At 63.6% G+C, this 15532-nt stretch carries 11 protein-coding genes and 1 tRNA gene; 10 read left to right on the top strand and 2 right to left on the bottom strand.

Features of this window, described 5'->3' with window-relative positions:
- Positions 1-56 precede the first annotated feature (56 nt).
- From V1289_RS45880 to V1289_RS45870, 3 genes are all read left to right on the top strand, one after another.
- Positions 57-1298 (top strand): acetamidase/formamidase family protein, encoded by a 1242-nt coding sequence (locus V1289_RS45880; RefSeq protein ID WP_334406154.1) that lies wholly within the window; start codon positions 57-59, stop codon positions 1296-1298.
- Positions 1299-1435: 137 nt separating this feature from the next.
- Complete coding sequence (locus V1289_RS45875) at positions 1436-3787, top strand: acetamidase/formamidase family protein (RefSeq protein ID WP_334406152.1); 2352 nt, start codon at positions 1436-1438, stop codon at positions 3785-3787.
- A 17-nt stretch (positions 3788-3804) separates the two neighbouring features.
- Positions 3805-4188: a RidA family protein gene (locus V1289_RS45870; RefSeq protein WP_334406150.1), complete on the top strand. Its 384-nt coding sequence runs from the start codon at positions 3805-3807 to the stop codon at positions 4186-4188.
- A 79-nt stretch (positions 4189-4267) separates the two neighbouring features.
- Here V1289_RS45870 and V1289_RS45865 read toward each other — a convergent pair whose 3' ends face one another.
- Positions 4268-6982, bottom strand: a complete 2715-nt coding sequence (locus tag V1289_RS45865) for a hypothetical protein (RefSeq protein ID WP_334406148.1) — start codon at positions 6980-6982, stop codon at positions 4268-4270.
- 179 nt (positions 6983-7161) lie between these two features.
- Between V1289_RS45865 and V1289_RS45860 the strand changes: the two genes are divergently transcribed.
- The gene (locus V1289_RS45860; protein WP_334406146.1) at positions 7162-7287 is read left to right on the top strand and encodes a hypothetical protein; all 126 of its coding nucleotides are present in this window, start codon (positions 7162-7164) and stop codon (positions 7285-7287) included.
- Between the two features lie 76 nt (positions 7288-7363).
- Here V1289_RS45860 and V1289_RS45855 read toward each other — a convergent pair.
- Positions 7364-7438: transfer RNA gene (locus V1289_RS45855), tRNA-Asn, on the bottom strand.
- A gap of 266 nt (positions 7439-7704) precedes the next feature.
- On the opposite strand from V1289_RS45855, the gene V1289_RS45850 reads away from it, so the two are divergent.
- The 6 genes from V1289_RS45850 to V1289_RS45825 all read left to right on the top strand — a co-directional run bounded on the left by V1289_RS45850 (position 7705) and on the right by V1289_RS45825 (position 15111).
- Complete coding sequence (locus tag V1289_RS45850; RefSeq protein ID WP_334406144.1) at positions 7705-7884, top strand: hypothetical protein; 180 nt, start codon at positions 7705-7707, stop codon at positions 7882-7884.
- Between the two features lie 146 nt (positions 7885-8030).
- Positions 8031-8696, top strand: a complete 666-nt coding sequence (locus V1289_RS45845; protein ID WP_334406142.1) for a protein-L-isoaspartate O-methyltransferase family protein — start codon at positions 8031-8033, stop codon at positions 8694-8696.
- Between the two features lie 210 nt (positions 8697-8906).
- Positions 8907-10313, top strand: a complete 1407-nt coding sequence (locus V1289_RS45840) for a TolC family outer membrane protein (protein WP_334406140.1) — start codon at positions 8907-8909, stop codon at positions 10311-10313.
- 430 nt (positions 10314-10743) lie between these two features.
- A complete protein-coding gene (locus V1289_RS45835; protein ID WP_334406138.1) occupies positions 10744-11514 on the top strand; it encodes a PopZ family protein in 771 nt (256 codons plus the stop codon).
- A 251-nt stretch (positions 11515-11765) separates the two neighbouring features.
- Positions 11766-14633 (top strand): valine--tRNA ligase, encoded by a 2868-nt coding sequence (locus tag V1289_RS45830; RefSeq protein ID WP_334406136.1) that lies wholly within the window; start codon positions 11766-11768, stop codon positions 14631-14633.
- Positions 14626-15111: a VOC family protein gene (locus tag V1289_RS45825; protein WP_334406134.1), complete on the top strand. Its 486-nt coding sequence runs from the start codon at positions 14626-14628 to the stop codon at positions 15109-15111. The genes V1289_RS45830 and V1289_RS45825 overlap by 8 nt, the downstream gene beginning before the upstream one ends.
- Positions 15112-15532 lie beyond the last annotated feature (421 nt).

Genomic DNA, 15532 nt, shown 5'->3' with positions numbered 1-15532 from the left:
GCGCCGTTTCGATCTCAAGACCCCGCGATATCAGGGTTTCCCCAGGAGGCACTTGCATGAGGCACTTTACGCTGCCGGTTTCACCGGCGACCGTTCACTGGGGCTATTTCAGCAAGAAGGTCTCACCGGCGCTGACGCTGCGCTCGGGCGACCGCGCCACCATCGAAACGCTGACCCATCACGCCAATGACGATTATGAGCGGATGATCGCCAATGATCCCGGCGCAGAGAGCGTGTTTCACTGGACCCGCGAGCACAAGGCGGTGGCGCGCCGCGGCGCGGGGCCAACCGAAGGCCCGTTCATTCGCGGCGCGGGCGAGGGTGTCGGCGTTCATCTGTTGACCGGACCGGTCGCGATCGAAAATGCCGAGCCCGGCGATGTCGTGGAAGTGCGCATCCTCGACGTGCGCCCGCGGCCTGCCTGCCACGCCTGCCATGCCGGCCGCTGCTTCGGCTCCAACGCGGCGGCGAATTGGGGCTTTCACTATCACGACCTGATCGAGGAGCCGAAACCGCGCGAGGTCATCACGATCTTCGAACTCGACACCTCAGGCGAGCCATTTGCGAAGGCCGTCTACAACTATGTCTGGACCCCGCAAACCGATCCGGACGGTATCGTTCATTCCACCATCGACTATCCCGGCGTACGGGTCGACCACACCACGATACGCAAGCGGGAAAACATCCTGACCAACGTCAAGGTACCGGCGCGGCTGCATTTCGGCACCATGGGGTTGGCGCCGTCGGAAGCGGATTTCGTCAGCTCGATTCCGCCGAGCTACACCGGCGGCAATATCGACGACTGGCGGGTGGGGAAGGGCGCGCGGATGTATTATCCGGTCGCCGTACCCGGTGCGTTCTTCTCGGTCGGCGATCCCCATGCCGCCCAGGGCGACAGCGAACTCGGCGGCACCGCGATCGAGACCTCGCTGACCGGGGATTTCGAATTCATCCTGCACAAGAAGGGCGATCTCGCCGGGACAACCCTCGAGGGTCTCACCCACCCGATGCTCGAAACCGACCACGCCTGGTCGGTCTACGGCTTCACCTATCCGAACTATCTCGCCGAACTCGGCGCCAACGCCCAAACCGAGATCGCCAACCACTCCAGCCTCGACCGCGCCATGCGCGACGCGTTCCGAAAGCTGCGCCGGTTCCTGATGACGGTGCACCGGCTGAGCGAAGATGAGGCGATTTCGCTGATGTCGGTGGGGGCCGATTTTGGCGTCACGCAGGTGGTGGACGCCAATTGGGGCGTTCACGGCACGATCCGCAAGAACGTCTTCAGGTGCGATTAATGCGTTGAACGAAAGCGGCTTTTGGCCGCCGGGGGGGGGGGGAGGAAATGAGCGTCGTTTTGACGCCGCCATCGCGGCGAGCAATCGCGGTCGTCTGGCATGGGGGTTGCTTCGCTCCACCAAGGTGGGTCGATGCGATGAGCTTCCGTCCGTTCACAAGTGAATCCTACGCCAGAGATGACCGCCCCGAGGCATGGCGGGACGTCTTGAGTGCGGTCGGCCTGCAGCCGGCTTCTTCGAACGTCTTTTATGACGGGCACGCAACGGCGTCGCATCGCAACGCCGTTGGCGTGGCGCTGACCAGGATTTCGGCGGGATCGCAGGGCATAGCCCCGCTGCCGCAGTCCGGCGACGGCCTGCCAATCGCGCTACTGCCGACGGAAGATGGCGTGGTGCTGCGCCAAGGCGCCAGCCATCGGATCATTCCCGCCGGCCATCTGCTGCTGCTGCCGCGCAGCGGCGACTGGAGCGTGATCTTCCAGCGCGACATGCGCGCCATCGTTCTCTCCGTGACATCGGAAGCGCTGCATGGCCGCATCATCGGCAAGTCGAGATTCGACGAAGCCCGCGTCGTGTCCCCCGGAGGGCTCGCGGAAGTGTTCTCCCGCATGCTCGATGCCACGGCACGAACGCTGGAAACGCTCGCGGATGTGGAATGGGCCGCGATCGCGCAAAGTCTCGCCGATCTGCTGCTGACCTTTACGCACCAGTTCGCAGGTCCGGCATCGGAGGCCAGCCACACCGCGACGCAGGCCGCGATCCTGCACCGGATCTGTCAGACCATCGAGCGCAGGCTCGACGATCCCGAGCTCGCGCCGGCGCGCGTCGCTCAGTCGGAAGGAATCTCCGAGCGCTATTTGCAAAAACTGTTCGAAGGCGTCGGCGATAATTTTACCCATTATGTTCGGGAGCGGAGGCTGCAGCGGGCCTGGGCCGATCTGTCCAATCCTGCCGAGTCGCATCGGTCGATCTCGGAAATCGCCTATCGTTATGGCTTTGGCGATTCCGCGCATTTCAGCCGGACGTTTCGCCATCGTTTCGGATTGCCGCCGCGCGAATTTCGCCAGCAGGAGGCCGAACGCGCCGCGCCGCCGTCCCATGCGTCGGGCCAGCGCGGCTGGCCGCAGGATGCGCTGGCCCAGTTGCGCGCGCATCCGGCCACCGGCACCACGCCAAAGCTTTCGGCGCTCGCGGCGCCGGGATCCGAAGAATGCCGGAACGAAGCCGACCAATCCCACCATCAAATGGCCGTGGAGGCGAAGCGGGTGCACTGGGGCTATTTCAGCCGCAGCTTGCCGCCGCAGATCGAGATCAATTCAGGCGATACCATCACCATCGAAACCCTGTCGCAGCATGCTTCCGACGATCCGGAGCGGATGATCGCGGGAGATGCCGGCGCCGAAAGCGTGTTCGGCTGGACCAAGCAGCAGAAGAATGTAGATCGGCGCGGCGCCGGTCCGATGGACGCATCCGTGTTTGGCCGCGGCGCGGGCGAGGGGTTCGGCGTGCACATCTGCACCGGGCCGATCGCGGTGAAGGAAGCGCAGCCCGGCGACGTGCTCGAGGTGCGTATCCTCGACATCGTGCCGCGGCCGAGCCGCAATCCGCACTATCAGGGCCGCGTGTTCGGCTCCAGCGTCGCCGCCTGGTGGGGCTATCACTATGACGAGTTTCTTGCAGGTCCCAAGCCGCGTGAGGTGGTGACGATCTATGAGATCTTCGATTCCGGCGAGACACCGCATGCCCGCGCGCTGTATTCCTACCGCTGGGAGCCGCAGACTGATCCGTTCGGCGTGGTCCACACCACCTATGATTATCCTGGCGTTCCCGTCGCAAGCGGCAGCGTGAAGCGCCGGCACGCCGTGCTCGATGGCATCAGCATTCCCTTGCGCCCGCATTTCGGCGTGATCGCGGTGGCGCCGCGCGAGCACGATTTCGTTGATTCAGTGCCGCCGTCCTATTTCGGCGGCAATCTCGACAATTGGCGGCTCGGCAAGGGCGCTGCCGTCTATCTGCCGGTCTCGGTGCCCGGTGCATTATTGTCGGTCGGCGATCCCCATGCCGCCCAGGGCGACGGTGAATTGAGCGGGACGGCGATCGAATGTTCGATGACCGGAACGTTCCAGGTCATCCTGCACAAGAAGGGAAATCTCGCCGGCCGTCCGTTCACCGATCTCAGCTATCCCCTGATCGAGACCGAAACCGACTGGGTGCTGACCGGCTTCAGCCACCCGAACTATCTCGCCGAATTCGGCGCGCAGGGGCAAAGCGAAGTCTACGCGACATCCTCGCTCGATCTCGCGATGAAGGACGCGTTCCGGAAAATGCGCCGCTTCCTGATGAACGTGAAGGGGTTGAGCGAAGACGAGGCGATCGCGCTGATGTCGGCGGCGGTCGACTTCGGCGTCACCCAGGTCGTCGACGGCAACTGGGGCGTGCACGCGATCCTGAGCAAGCGGCTGTTTCAGGATGTGCCGAGCTCGCGCTAGTTGGAGGATCGACGAAATTGAAATTCCACATGATCGCAGGCGGGCCGAAGCCCGTCGCACCGTTCAGCCACGCCGTCGAGACCGACGGCTTTGTCTTCGTCACCGGCCAGATGCCGGACACCCCCGCAACGCCCGGTGTCCTGCCCGACGGCGTCGTCGCGCAAACAAGGGCGGTGATGGAGAATTTGCGCGTCGTACTCGCAGGCCTCGGCCTCGGCTTCGAGCACATCGTGATGACGCGGATCTATCTCACCCGCTTCAGCCAGGACTACGCCGCGATGAACGACACCTACCGCAGCTATTTCCCGCCGGACCGGCTGCCGGCGCGGACCTGTGTGGGCGTGACCGGGCTGGCCTATGATGCGCTGATCGAGATCGATCTGGTGTGCCGGCGACCTTAGCGGTCACGAACAAGCCGCATGTCGCTTCGCCCATGCGACCGCGCGACCAAACGATATTCCCACGTTCCACTGCGATGCGTCAGTTGAACCTCGGATCCGTGCATTTGTACGTGTAGGTGGGAGGATCGTTGTTCAAATCGGCGTAGGTTTGAATTGCAAGCACCACGTAAACGATCCTCCAGCAGCCTGAGCCCGGATCGAGGTTGTTCGGCAGGTAATTTGCGGGATTGTGTTTCGCGGAGTTGGTGTCGCCGTATTTGATCAGTTCCTGGACCCAGTAGCCCGGACAAAGGGGGGCCGGTGCGTCGCTTGATGGATCGGGCAGGAACAACAATGCGAACGTGTACTGAGCGACTACGTCGTTTTCCCAGTTCGGATCGATGGTTTTGGCCTGCTCGGCGGGGACGACGCCCCAATTGGGCGGTCCCCAGGGCGGGCTTGTGCCAAACGGCGCGATCGTGACACCCCACTCGTCACTCGCGGTGGTTGTCGTGCTGCTGGCATAGCCGGCGCTGCCGCCGATCATCAGGTTACCTTTGTTCTCGAGGCCACCGAAGAACGGCACGCCGGCCTTCACATCCCAGTAAAGTCCGGCCGCCATCGAGCCCTGGATGTTCCAGGAAAGCACATCCATGGTGCCCTGAACCGCCGTGAACGCCTCGCCGCTCACAGCGCCGAGACCCCAGCTGAACTCCAGGAACTTCTGCGGGGTGTCGGACCCGACCGCGAAGTCGAACGCCGCCGGCCAGATCACCGTACCGAAATAGTCGGTGATGTCGCCGTTGGTCAGCGCCGCCATCGTGACGTTGATTCCGCACGGCGTGCCGTCCGGACGCGGGCCATCGATCGTGTATGTCATGAGATCACCGGGCGTCACCATGAACGGGATGTAGGGGTTCGGCGCCGATGTGCCGATCTCTGGCGTGCTCGAGGCGAAGATCGGCGCTTGCGGTGCATAGGATCCGACACTCTGCGAACCGTCCGAGATGGTCTTGCCTTGCGCATCGAGGAACTTGATATTCGTGATCGAGACCGACGATCCCGCACTCCAGAATGTTCCGGACGGGACGACAGCCTGCCCGATCTGTGGCGTCACGGGCTGCACGCCGGTGTCCTTCACCACGCTCACCGGCACGCCGGCGTCCTTCACGACGCTCACCATCGAGGTCTGCTGGCCCTCGACGGCAGCGGTCGAGGTGCTCGATGAGCCCCAGGTCGCTGCTGCGCTCCAGTTGAGTGCGAAGTCCCACGCGACGCCCGCAGATCCGCCATCGCCGAGGGATTCGCCCCCGGCCCAGATGCCCACCTGGCCCTCGCTCGTCAGGCTCAAGCCGATATTGACGGTTTGCTGCGCAGCGCTTTGCTGGGTCGATTTGGTCCCGTACACCATCGATCCGAGGTCGTTGCTGGTGCCCTCGAATTGCCAGCCGATCACGTTCGCGGCCGGCATCGGCAGCGGCCCATCGATGATCCCGGTCACCACCACGGTCGAGCCGCCATCCTGCGTAGTCAGAGCAATGTTACTGTAGTTCGCCATCGACACGGCGCTTCCATACGTGATTGCCTGCGCAACGGTGGTGCCGCCATAAAATACCAGCTGCCAAAGCGGGTACGACGTGCTGGTCATCGTGCCGTTCGCCGTTACGTTCTGGCTCGTCGTCGTTTTCGGATTCGAGGTGTCGACGATGAACAGCGACGTTGCCGGCGTAGAGGTGTTGGATGACTGTGCTGATTGCGTGGTCTGCGCGAGGTATTGAAGCTGCGCATAGGTGTTGAAGAGATGGAAGACCAGAGAATCCTCCTCCTGCTTGGTCCCGCCCTCAAGCGACGAACCGCTGGCCACGAGGCGGCCCGCGGGGTCGGATAAAAGCGTCAGAGGGGATTTGGTGGTCGGCGTGCTCGACCAGGCGAGCGCGGATGGCGCCGTGAGGGGCGAGCCGGTGTCATCAAGCGGGCAGGTGACGGCCACCTGGAACGGGGTTTTTCCGGAATGGTCCTCCATGGTGAGCGTGAGAAGCATCACGAGATTGAGGAGCAGCGGATTGTTGCCGTCGGCGCTGGTGCCGTTCACCTGCGGCGTGACCGCGATGCTGCACATGTTGCCGAAGCTGTTGCCGGAGCGGCCCGCGACGGTCGGAAGCAGTTCGCCGATCTCGAGGGCGGAGAACGCCCGCATGGCGCGCGCGGGCCAGATTCCGAAAGTGCCTGCGAGCGTCGTGGTCATGGTGCTCGGCAACTGATCGGCCACGTAATAAAGCCCGATGGCTCCCAGATTGAAGGGATTGCCTCCGGACGGGAACGCCACCAGAAACGCCTGCGATCCAAGCGAGACGGCGCTCACGCACGCCGCGTCCGGCGCCGGCATGATCGCCTGGTTGTCGTCGCACAGGACCAGGCCGGCCGACCAATTCACCGTCGGCGAAGTTGAGGTACCGCCCGACGATGGCTGGGTGACTTCCGTCGCCGACGTGGCCATGACACCGGCGTTCGGCTGAGCCCAGAACAGATAGAGCGCGGGGAGGGACTGGAGGGACTGAATCGCCAGCGCGCACGTGCCCTTGGTCTGCGGCGAAAAACTATCCGGCAGCGCAAGCCTGCTGTTCGACCATGATACCTTGTTTCCGAGGCTCGAAGCGGTGAAGCCGGTCGCGGCCGCGTAGATCGATTGCTGAATATCGGACTTGTCGTCGCCGCCGATGACGAAGATGTTCGGCCCGAACAGCGTGGCCGCATTCCCCTGCGGCCTCTCGCCAAACCCGAGCTGGATTTCCTGATTTTGTGCAGGCGTGGCCATTCCCGTATGTCCCTTCATGACAGATACTTCCGCCCGAGAGGTTACAGTCGATTCTTGTGATCAGTAAGACGGGCGGTACACTCGTCCCACACCTTGTGCGCGCGTGAGCAACGCGACTGAACCGAAGCGCAGGTGACGCCGATGACGGGTGCGCAGAGTCGTAAACCGGGGAACGGGCGATGATTAGCCAGGCCATATTCGCGCGCCAGCTCAGCTTGGCTACGGGGTACAGCTCGCGGCCCACCGGACCGGCGCTCGCGTTCCTGAATGTCATCGAGCGCAAGGGCATCAATGTCATTCTTTAGGCAACTCACCGCATCGGAAAGTTCGAATCCGCTGCGGGGGCAAATGTTACATTATTGATTTGATTCAGAGAATTGGTGGCTCCCCGGGCTGGATTCGAACCAGCGACCATTCGATTAACAGTCGAATGCTCTACCGCTGAGCTACCGAGGAACGGGCGAAACAATTGTTCGCGAGCCGGCAGCGTATAACAAAGCCTTCCGAGCTTGCAAAGGACCAAATGGCTGACTCGGGCATCGGCTCGCTCGGGCCGGAAAATCGCTGCAACACAAGGGTTTGCCGGCAGTTTTGCCCTGGCGGCAGACACAATTGGCAACCTGCCGGCGCAATCCGACCATCCGTCCGCGTCATAAGACCGGCCGCCAAATCGACTCATTCGGCCAAGAGGCTGGCCTTGCCGGGTTCACGGAGGCGATTCCATGCCAGTCATTGCGACCGATCTGATGAAGACGGTGCCCTCGATCGTGCCGAGCGACATCCCGACCCTGAGCGACGACGAATGTTTGCGCCGGCTCGCGCAGGCCGTTGAAGCCCGTGATTCCGAGCATCTGGACGAGGTGGCGCTGCTGATCGGCCGGCTCGCCGTCACGATCGAGTAACCCGGATTCCCGAGTGGCTGGCTTGCTTTCCGCAGCGCCATCGGCGTGTTGCGTTTTGGCGGAGCTTGTACCAAAGATGACCCGGTTCTAGCTCTTGCGGCGGCAATGCCGCTCGCCATCAGCGTCTCGTTATCAGGGTCTTGCCAATGTCCGGTTTTGTGACCGCGCGCCAGAAGATGGTCGATGGTCAGGTGCGTCCGAGCGACGTCACCGATATCCGAATCATCGATGCCATGCTGGCGGTGCCGCGCGAGGCCTTTGTGCCCGAAAACAAGCGCGCCTTGGCCTATCTCGATCTCGACCTCGATGTCAGCGAGGGCGGCGGCGCGAAGCGGTTCCTGATCAAGCCCGCGGTGCTGGCGAAAATGCTGCAGGCGGCCGAGATCAAGCAGACCGACCGGGTTTTGGTGGTGGGCTGCGCCAGCGGCTATGCGGCCGCCGTGATCGCGCAATTTGCCGGGCAGGTGACCGCGACCGAGAGCGAACCGGGGCTGGCCGCGAAGGCCCGGGACATCCTTTCCCGCAACGGTTGTGGAAATGTCGCGGTCGGCACCGGGGCGGCAGCCGGGGGCGATTCGGCGAATGCTCCGTTTGACGTCATCGTCGTCAACGGCGCGACCGAGATCGTGCCGGAGCAGCTCTACGCGCAGCTCCGGAATGGCGGCCGGCTGGTCGGAGTGTTCGCGATATCGTCGCCCGCACGGGCTACCATTGTGACGCGCTCCCACGGCGATTTCGGGAACCGGGCGCTGTTCGACGCCGCGGCGCCGGTCCTGCCCGGCCTGGAACGGCTTCCCGCCTTCGTTTTCTAGCCATTGTCGGCCCGCAACGGCCGTTAAAATCCCGTTCTGAATCAGAAGTGTGGCCGGATTGCCCCACGTGAAGAGTTTCCACCGGGTTCCGTTGCTGGGTGGTTCCGTCCGGCCCATGTGCGGACTAAGGTGAGCCGGGACTCACTTGGGCGAAGCGACGCCCGGTTCATTTGTGCGGACCGGCGAACGAATATGAATGGATTACCTGGGATGCGTGGGGTGAAGGTCGTTACCGGAGCTGCGGCTGCGGTGCTCCTGCTAGCTTACATGGGCCCGATGCCCGCTTTGGCCGACACGATCGAGGCCGCGTTGGTGCGCGCCTACCAGAATAATCCTCAGCTCAATGCACAGCGCGCCCAGGTGCGCTTCACCGACGAAAACGTGCCGCAGGCGTTGTCGGGCTATCGCCCGAAGGTCGCGCTCACCGGCAGTGCCGGTTACCAATATACCGATACCAATACCACCTCAGGCGGCAGCCCCACCGCCATCGTGCGGACCGAAATCCACGGCACCAACCCGCCGCGCAGCGTCGGTGCCACCGTGACGCAGACGCTTTTCAATGGTCAGCAGACCGCCAACAAGACCAGAGCAGCCGAGAGTCAGGTCTCCGGCTCGCGCGAGGCGCTGCGGGTTCTCGATCAAAGCGTGCTGCTTTCGGCCGCCACGATCTACATGGACTTTCTGCGGGACTCGGCAATCGTCGAGGTTCAGCAAAGCAACGTGCGCGTTCTCGAACAGACGTTGAAGCAGACCAAGGATCGATTCAATGTCGGCGAAGTCACGCGCACCGACGTCGCGCAGTCGGAAGCACAACTTGCCGCCGGCAAGACGCAGCTGTTGACGGCCGAAGCCAATCTGGTCACGACGCGTTCGAACTTCCGCCGCATCATCGGTAACGAACCCCAGGGGCTTGCCCCGGGCTCGCCGGTGGATCGCTTCTTGCCAGGAACGCTGCCGAGCGCGGTCGAACTCGGCTTGATCGAAAATCCGAACGTGACGGCTGCGATGTACGGCATCGACGTCAGTTATCTCCAGGTCAAAGTCAACGAAGGCGCGCTTTTGCCCACCGTGACGTTGCAAGCTTCGGTGCAACAGTCCTACGAATCGTCGCTAATCCTCTATCGGTCGTTTGGCGCATCGGCGACCGCGCAGGTCACGGTCCCGATCTATCAGGGCGGCGCCGAGTACTCGCTGATCCGCCAATCGAAGGAGACGCTGGCACAGCAGCGTCTCGTTCTTGAACAGACCCGCGATGCGACCCGCGCCAACGTCGTCACCGCATGGGGGCAGTTGGTCGCCGGCAAGGCCCAGGTGTCGTCGGCGCAGGCGCAGGTGACGGCATCCGAAATCGCGCTCAACGGCGTGCGTGAAGAAGCCAAGGCCGGACAGCGCACCACGCTCGACGTGTTGAACGCCCAGCAGGCTCTGGTCAACGCGCGCGTGGCGCTGGTTACCGCCCAGCATGACCGCGTGGTCGCGTCCTATGCCGTGCTGAACGCGGTCGGCCGGCTGTCGCCGCAGGTACTGAAATTGCCCACGGAGACCTACGATCCCAGCGTGCATTACCATCAGGTACGTGACAGCTGGATCGGCGTTCGCACGCCCGACGGCCGCTGATCCCGGCACCATCGCTGCCCCGCGCGGGATGACATCCGGCGGCGGCTGCGCCCCGGTCTCTTTTTGACGCGATTTCCATCGCCGATTAAGTCCACGCAATCTGCGTGGACTTAATTGCGATGCGAGCCGGATCGGTCCCGCATCACGTGCGGGACAGGCCTCGCTCGAAAACGCCATAAGTGCATTGCTTGCAATCAAATCTTGCCGTGACATACCTTTGCCGTAGGCAACAGAGCGATTCGCGCCGCGTATTTGCGTTCTTGGCGGCGATGCTCGGGTGCCAAAGGGGGAGCGGGACCTCGCGCGATGCATCGGGCGGGCTTGATCTGGGGACAAGTCAGGCCTGTGCGATGAAAATCCCGGCCTGCATATCCGGAACCGGCAAATCCTTTGCGGCTTGGTGTAAAATGCTTTCGATGTGGAGTCGGAAATGACGCAACCTGCAAAGGTCCAAGAGCCCTCGATGGAGGAGATTCTGGCGTCGATCCGTCGCATCATTGCCGACGACGAAGCAAAGCCGGCGGCTGCGGAGAAGCCCGCCAGTCCGCCGCCCACACCCGCCAAGCCGGACGCCCCGGCTGCGGCGCTGGCCGCCAAGGCGCCGGGGATGAAGGATATTCCGGCGTCGGCGATCGCACCTTCTGCCAAGCCGGCCGCGCCCAAGCCCGCACCGCCTCCGCCGCCCGCAGCGCCTGAGCCGGCTGTGTCCAACAGCCAGGACGACATCGACGCGATGCTGGCGAGCCTCGACGCGGCGACGCCCGAGGCCGAGATCAGGCCGCCGCAGCCTGACGGCGAGGTGTTCGAACTCACCGACGAGATGGCGCTGCCGGATCCGGCACCGCCGCCCGCCGCAGCGCCGGCATCCTCGTTCCACAAGATCGACCCGCAGGACGATATCGAATTCACCGAGGGCGCGTCCGCTAGGGCGCTTCGGCCGCCGGCCTACGAGCCGCCACCGTTCGAGAGCGCCGCAGCTCCGGCGCCGCAGCAGATCCTGTCGCGCACGACCGTGTCGGCGGTAGAATCCGCCTTCAATTCGCTCGCCAACACCGTGCTCAGCAACAACGCGCGGACGCTGGAAGATCTGGTCAAGGAAATGCTGCGCCCGATGCTGAAATCCTGGCTCGACGATAATCTGCCGGGATTGGTGGAGCGCATCGTCAAGGCCGAAATCGAGCGGGTTTCGCGCGGGCGGTAGGCCCCACATAGCGTTTTCAAGCGAAAGCCTGCCCCGGACTTGATCCGGGGTGGACCCCGGTTCGCAAAGCAATCAAGCTTGCGCAAATTGCGTAGACTTATCTGCGGTAGAAAACGCGTCAAAACAAGCGCCTTCCAGCCCTCATTCAGCCACCACAACCGGCTTTTATCGCGTTTTCAACGCACCAGCGCGGTTGACTTGGTGCTGTCAGGCGGCTTTCTAGCCGTTCCCATACCTCCGACTGCATTGTCATGATCGAGAAAACCTACCAGCCTGCCGATATCGAAAGCCGCATGTCCCGCCTCTGGGAGGAGAGCGGCGCGTTCAGGGCCGGACGCCCCGAGCGCAAGGACGCAGCACCGTTCACCATCGTGATCCCGCCGCCGAACGTGACGGGCTCGCTGCATATGGGCCACGCCCTGAACAATACGCTGCAGGATATTCTCTGCCGCTTCGAGCGGATGCGCGGGCGCGACGTGTTGTGGCAACCCGGCACCGACCACGCCGGCATTGCGACCCAGATGGTAGTCGAGCGGCAATTGATGGAACGGCAGGAGCCGGGCCGCCGCGAGATGGGCCGCGCCAAATTCCTCGAACGGGTCTGGCAGTGGAAGGCCGAGAGCGGCGGCGTCATCGTCAATCAGTTGAAGCGCCTCGGCGCGTCCTGCGACTGGTCGCGCGAACGCTTTACGATGGATGAGGGCCTGTCGCGCGCCGTCGTCAGGGTGTTCGTCGAACTGCACCGCGAAGGCCTGATCTACAAAGACAAGCGGCTGGTGAACTGGGACACGAAACTGCTCACCGCGATCTCCGATCTCGAGGTGCAGCAGGTCGAGGTCAAGGGCAGCCTGTGGTATCTGCGCTATCCGATCGAGGGCAAGAGCTTCAATCCCGAGGATCCCACGACCTTCATCGTGGTCGCGACCACGCGTCCCGAAACCATGCTCGGCGATACCGCGGTCGCGGTGCATCCGGAGAACGAGCGGCTGGGGCATCTCGTCGGCCAGCACGTCATTCTGCCGCTGGTCGGCCGCCGCATCCCGATCATTGGCGACGACTATGCCGATCCGGAAAAAGGCTCCGGCGCGGTCAAGATCACGCCAGCGCATGACTTCAACGACTTCGAAGTCGCCAAGCGGCACGGCCTGCCGCGGATCAGCGTGCTCGATCAGGAGGGCTGCCTCGCCCTCGTCGGCAACGAGGATTATTTGCGCGGCTTGCCGGAAGGGGCGATGCAATTCGCGGAAGAGTTCAACAATGTCGAACGCTTCGTCGCACGCAAGCGGATCGTCGCGCGCCTGGAGGATTTCGGTTTCCTCGAGAAGATCGAGCCGAACACCCATACGGTGCCGCATGGCGACCGCTCCGGCACGGTGCTGGAGCCCTATCTGACCGACCAGTGGTATGTCGACGCCAAGACCATGGCGCAGCCAGCGATCGCGGCGGTGCGCTCGGGTGCCACGACATTCGTGCCGAAGAACTGGGAAAAGACCTATTTCGAGTGGATGGAGAACATTCAGCCCTGGTGCATCTCGCGCCAGCTCTGGTGGGGCCATCAGATTCCGGCCTGGTACGGGCCGGACGGCAAGGTGTTCGTCGCCGAAACCGAGGAGGAAGCCGTCGGCAACGCGCTCGGCTATTACGTCGAGCAGGAAGTCATCACGCCCGAGCAGGGGCAGGCGATGGCGGAGGACCCGGCCAAGCGCGAAAACTTCATCACCCGCGATGAAGACGTGCTCGACACCTGGTTCTCCTCGGGGCTGTGGCCGTTCTCGACGCTCGGCTGGCCCGATGCGACGCCGGAAGTGCAGCGCTATTACCCGACCGACGCGCTGGTGACGGGCTGGGACATCATCTTCTTCTGGGTCGCGCGGATGATGATGATGGGCCTGCACTTCATGAAGGAAGTGCCGTTCTCGACCGTCTACATCCACCGCCTGGTCCGCGACGAGAAGGGCGCGAAGATGTCGAAGTCGAAAGGCAACGTCATCGATCCCCTCGGCGTCATCGACGATTTCGGCGCCGACGCGCTGCGCTTTGCGCTGGCGCGTGGCGCGGCGCACAGCCACGACATCAAGCTGTCGCCGCAACTCGTCGAAACCAACCGCAATTTTGCGACCAAACTCTGGAACGCCTGCCGCTTCGCCGAGATGAACGGCTGCGCGATGCCGGCAGGATTCGATCCGGCGAACGCCAGGGAGACGCTGAACCGCTGGATCGCGCATGAGACGTCGCGCGCGACGCGCGAGGTCACCGAGGCGATCGAAGCCTATCGCTTCAATGATGCCGCCAACGCGATCTACCGCTTCGTCTGGAACGTCTATTGCGACTGGTATGTCGAACTCGCCAAGCCGGTGTTGCTGGGCGAGGAGGGCGCTGCAAAGGCCGAGACCCGCGCCATGACCGCATGGGCGCGCGACGAAATCCTCAAATTGCTGCACCCGTTCATGCCCTTCATCACCGAGGAACTCTGGGCGGTGACGGCCAAGCGCGACAGCCTTTTGGTGCTGGCCGCGTGGCCCCGCAAGGCCGAGGCGACGGCGGAACAGATGGCGTCGATGGCGATGGCGGGGCCGAACGATCCGCTGATCCCGCCGATCATTCTTGCGCTCGATGCCGGTGACTTCAGCGATCCCGCCGCCGAAGCCGAGATCGGCTGGGTGGTCGACCTCGTCACCGCGATCCGTTCGGTGCGCGCGGAAATGAACATCGCGCCGGCGACGCTGACGCCGCTAGTGCTCGCGGGCGCATCCGCCGAGACGAAAGACCGCGCACAGCGCTGGAGCGATGTCGTAAAACGCATGGCCCGGCTTGCCGAGATTTCCGTCGCCGATCGCGCGCCGGAAGGCGCGGTGCAATTGCTGGTGCGCGGCGAGACCGTCGCGCTGCCGCTCAAGGGCGTGGTCGATCTGGCGGCGGAACGAACCCGGCTCGACAAGGAAATCGCCAAGGCCGACGCCGATATCAAGCGCGTCGACGCCAAACTCGGCAACGAGAAATTCGTCGCCAATGCACCCGAAGAGATCGTCGAGGAAGAAAAGGAAAAGCGCGAAGCCGCCGTGGCGCGCAAGGCCAAGATCATGGAAGCGCTGGAGCGACTGCAGAACGTCAATGCTTGACCACGTCTCCATCACGGTGTCCGACATTCCCGCCGCCGAGCGGTTCTATGACGCCATCATGAAGGCGCTCGATGTCGTCAAGGTCGGCCGCCGCGATGACTGGCTCGGCTATGGCGAGCGGGCGCGGGCGGCGTATCCGGATCGCGTCTATCTCACCATCCGCAAGGGCCCCAAGCCCGAGGAGGCCTTTGGGCCTCATTGGTGCTTCAAGGCGAAGTGGCGCACGCAGGTCGACGCGTTCTGGGACGCCGGCATCGCCGCCGGCGGCACCGACGACGGCGCGCCGGGCCTGCGCGACTATCACGCGTCCTATTACGGCGCGTTCCTGCGGGATTCCCGATGGCAACCGCATCGAGGCCGCGTGCCATCACGCGGTGTGAGCGGCGATCCAGAAAGTGCCCGACGGGCAAATCAGCGAATTTGCTGTCAAGCCTGCTCTAAGAAAAGATTCCTTTTGCACCGTCAGGCAAATCAGTGATTTGACTCTGCCCGTCTCACCCGAACGAGGGGCGGCTCGCGATCGTCACGAAACGCGCGGTGGGATGCGGTGGACGCGGCAGCGTCGGGCGCGATCGTCGTCGCTGGGCGGGCTCGTTGGGCCTCGTGAGCGGCAAGGCGGCGCGCAGACGACCGGCGCTGTTTCCCCGGGTTCGCCAAAACTTCGACGGACGTGCACAGCCCGCCGAAGTCCCTTGGTGAAGACGGCTCGCGTACGGCGAAGTCGTGTGGTCCTGGCATCCGTTGCTGATGTCAAGCCGGCGGAGATTAAGTCGGCCCAACCGGGCTTAGACAAATCTTAATCCGCTGGCGACGGTGACAAAAAGGAATTCGTCGCCGGGAGAGCACGAAGGAAACCGTTAAAACCATTGCGCCGGGAAAGCCGGGTGACTTCCGGTGTA

The sequence above is a fragment of the Bradyrhizobium sp. AZCC 2289 genome (assembly GCF_036924615.1).
GTDB lineage: Bacteria > Pseudomonadota > Alphaproteobacteria > Rhizobiales > Xanthobacteraceae > Bradyrhizobium.
Note: the sequence above shows the minus strand (reverse complement) of the source record. Positions and strands in the feature narration are given on the sequence as shown.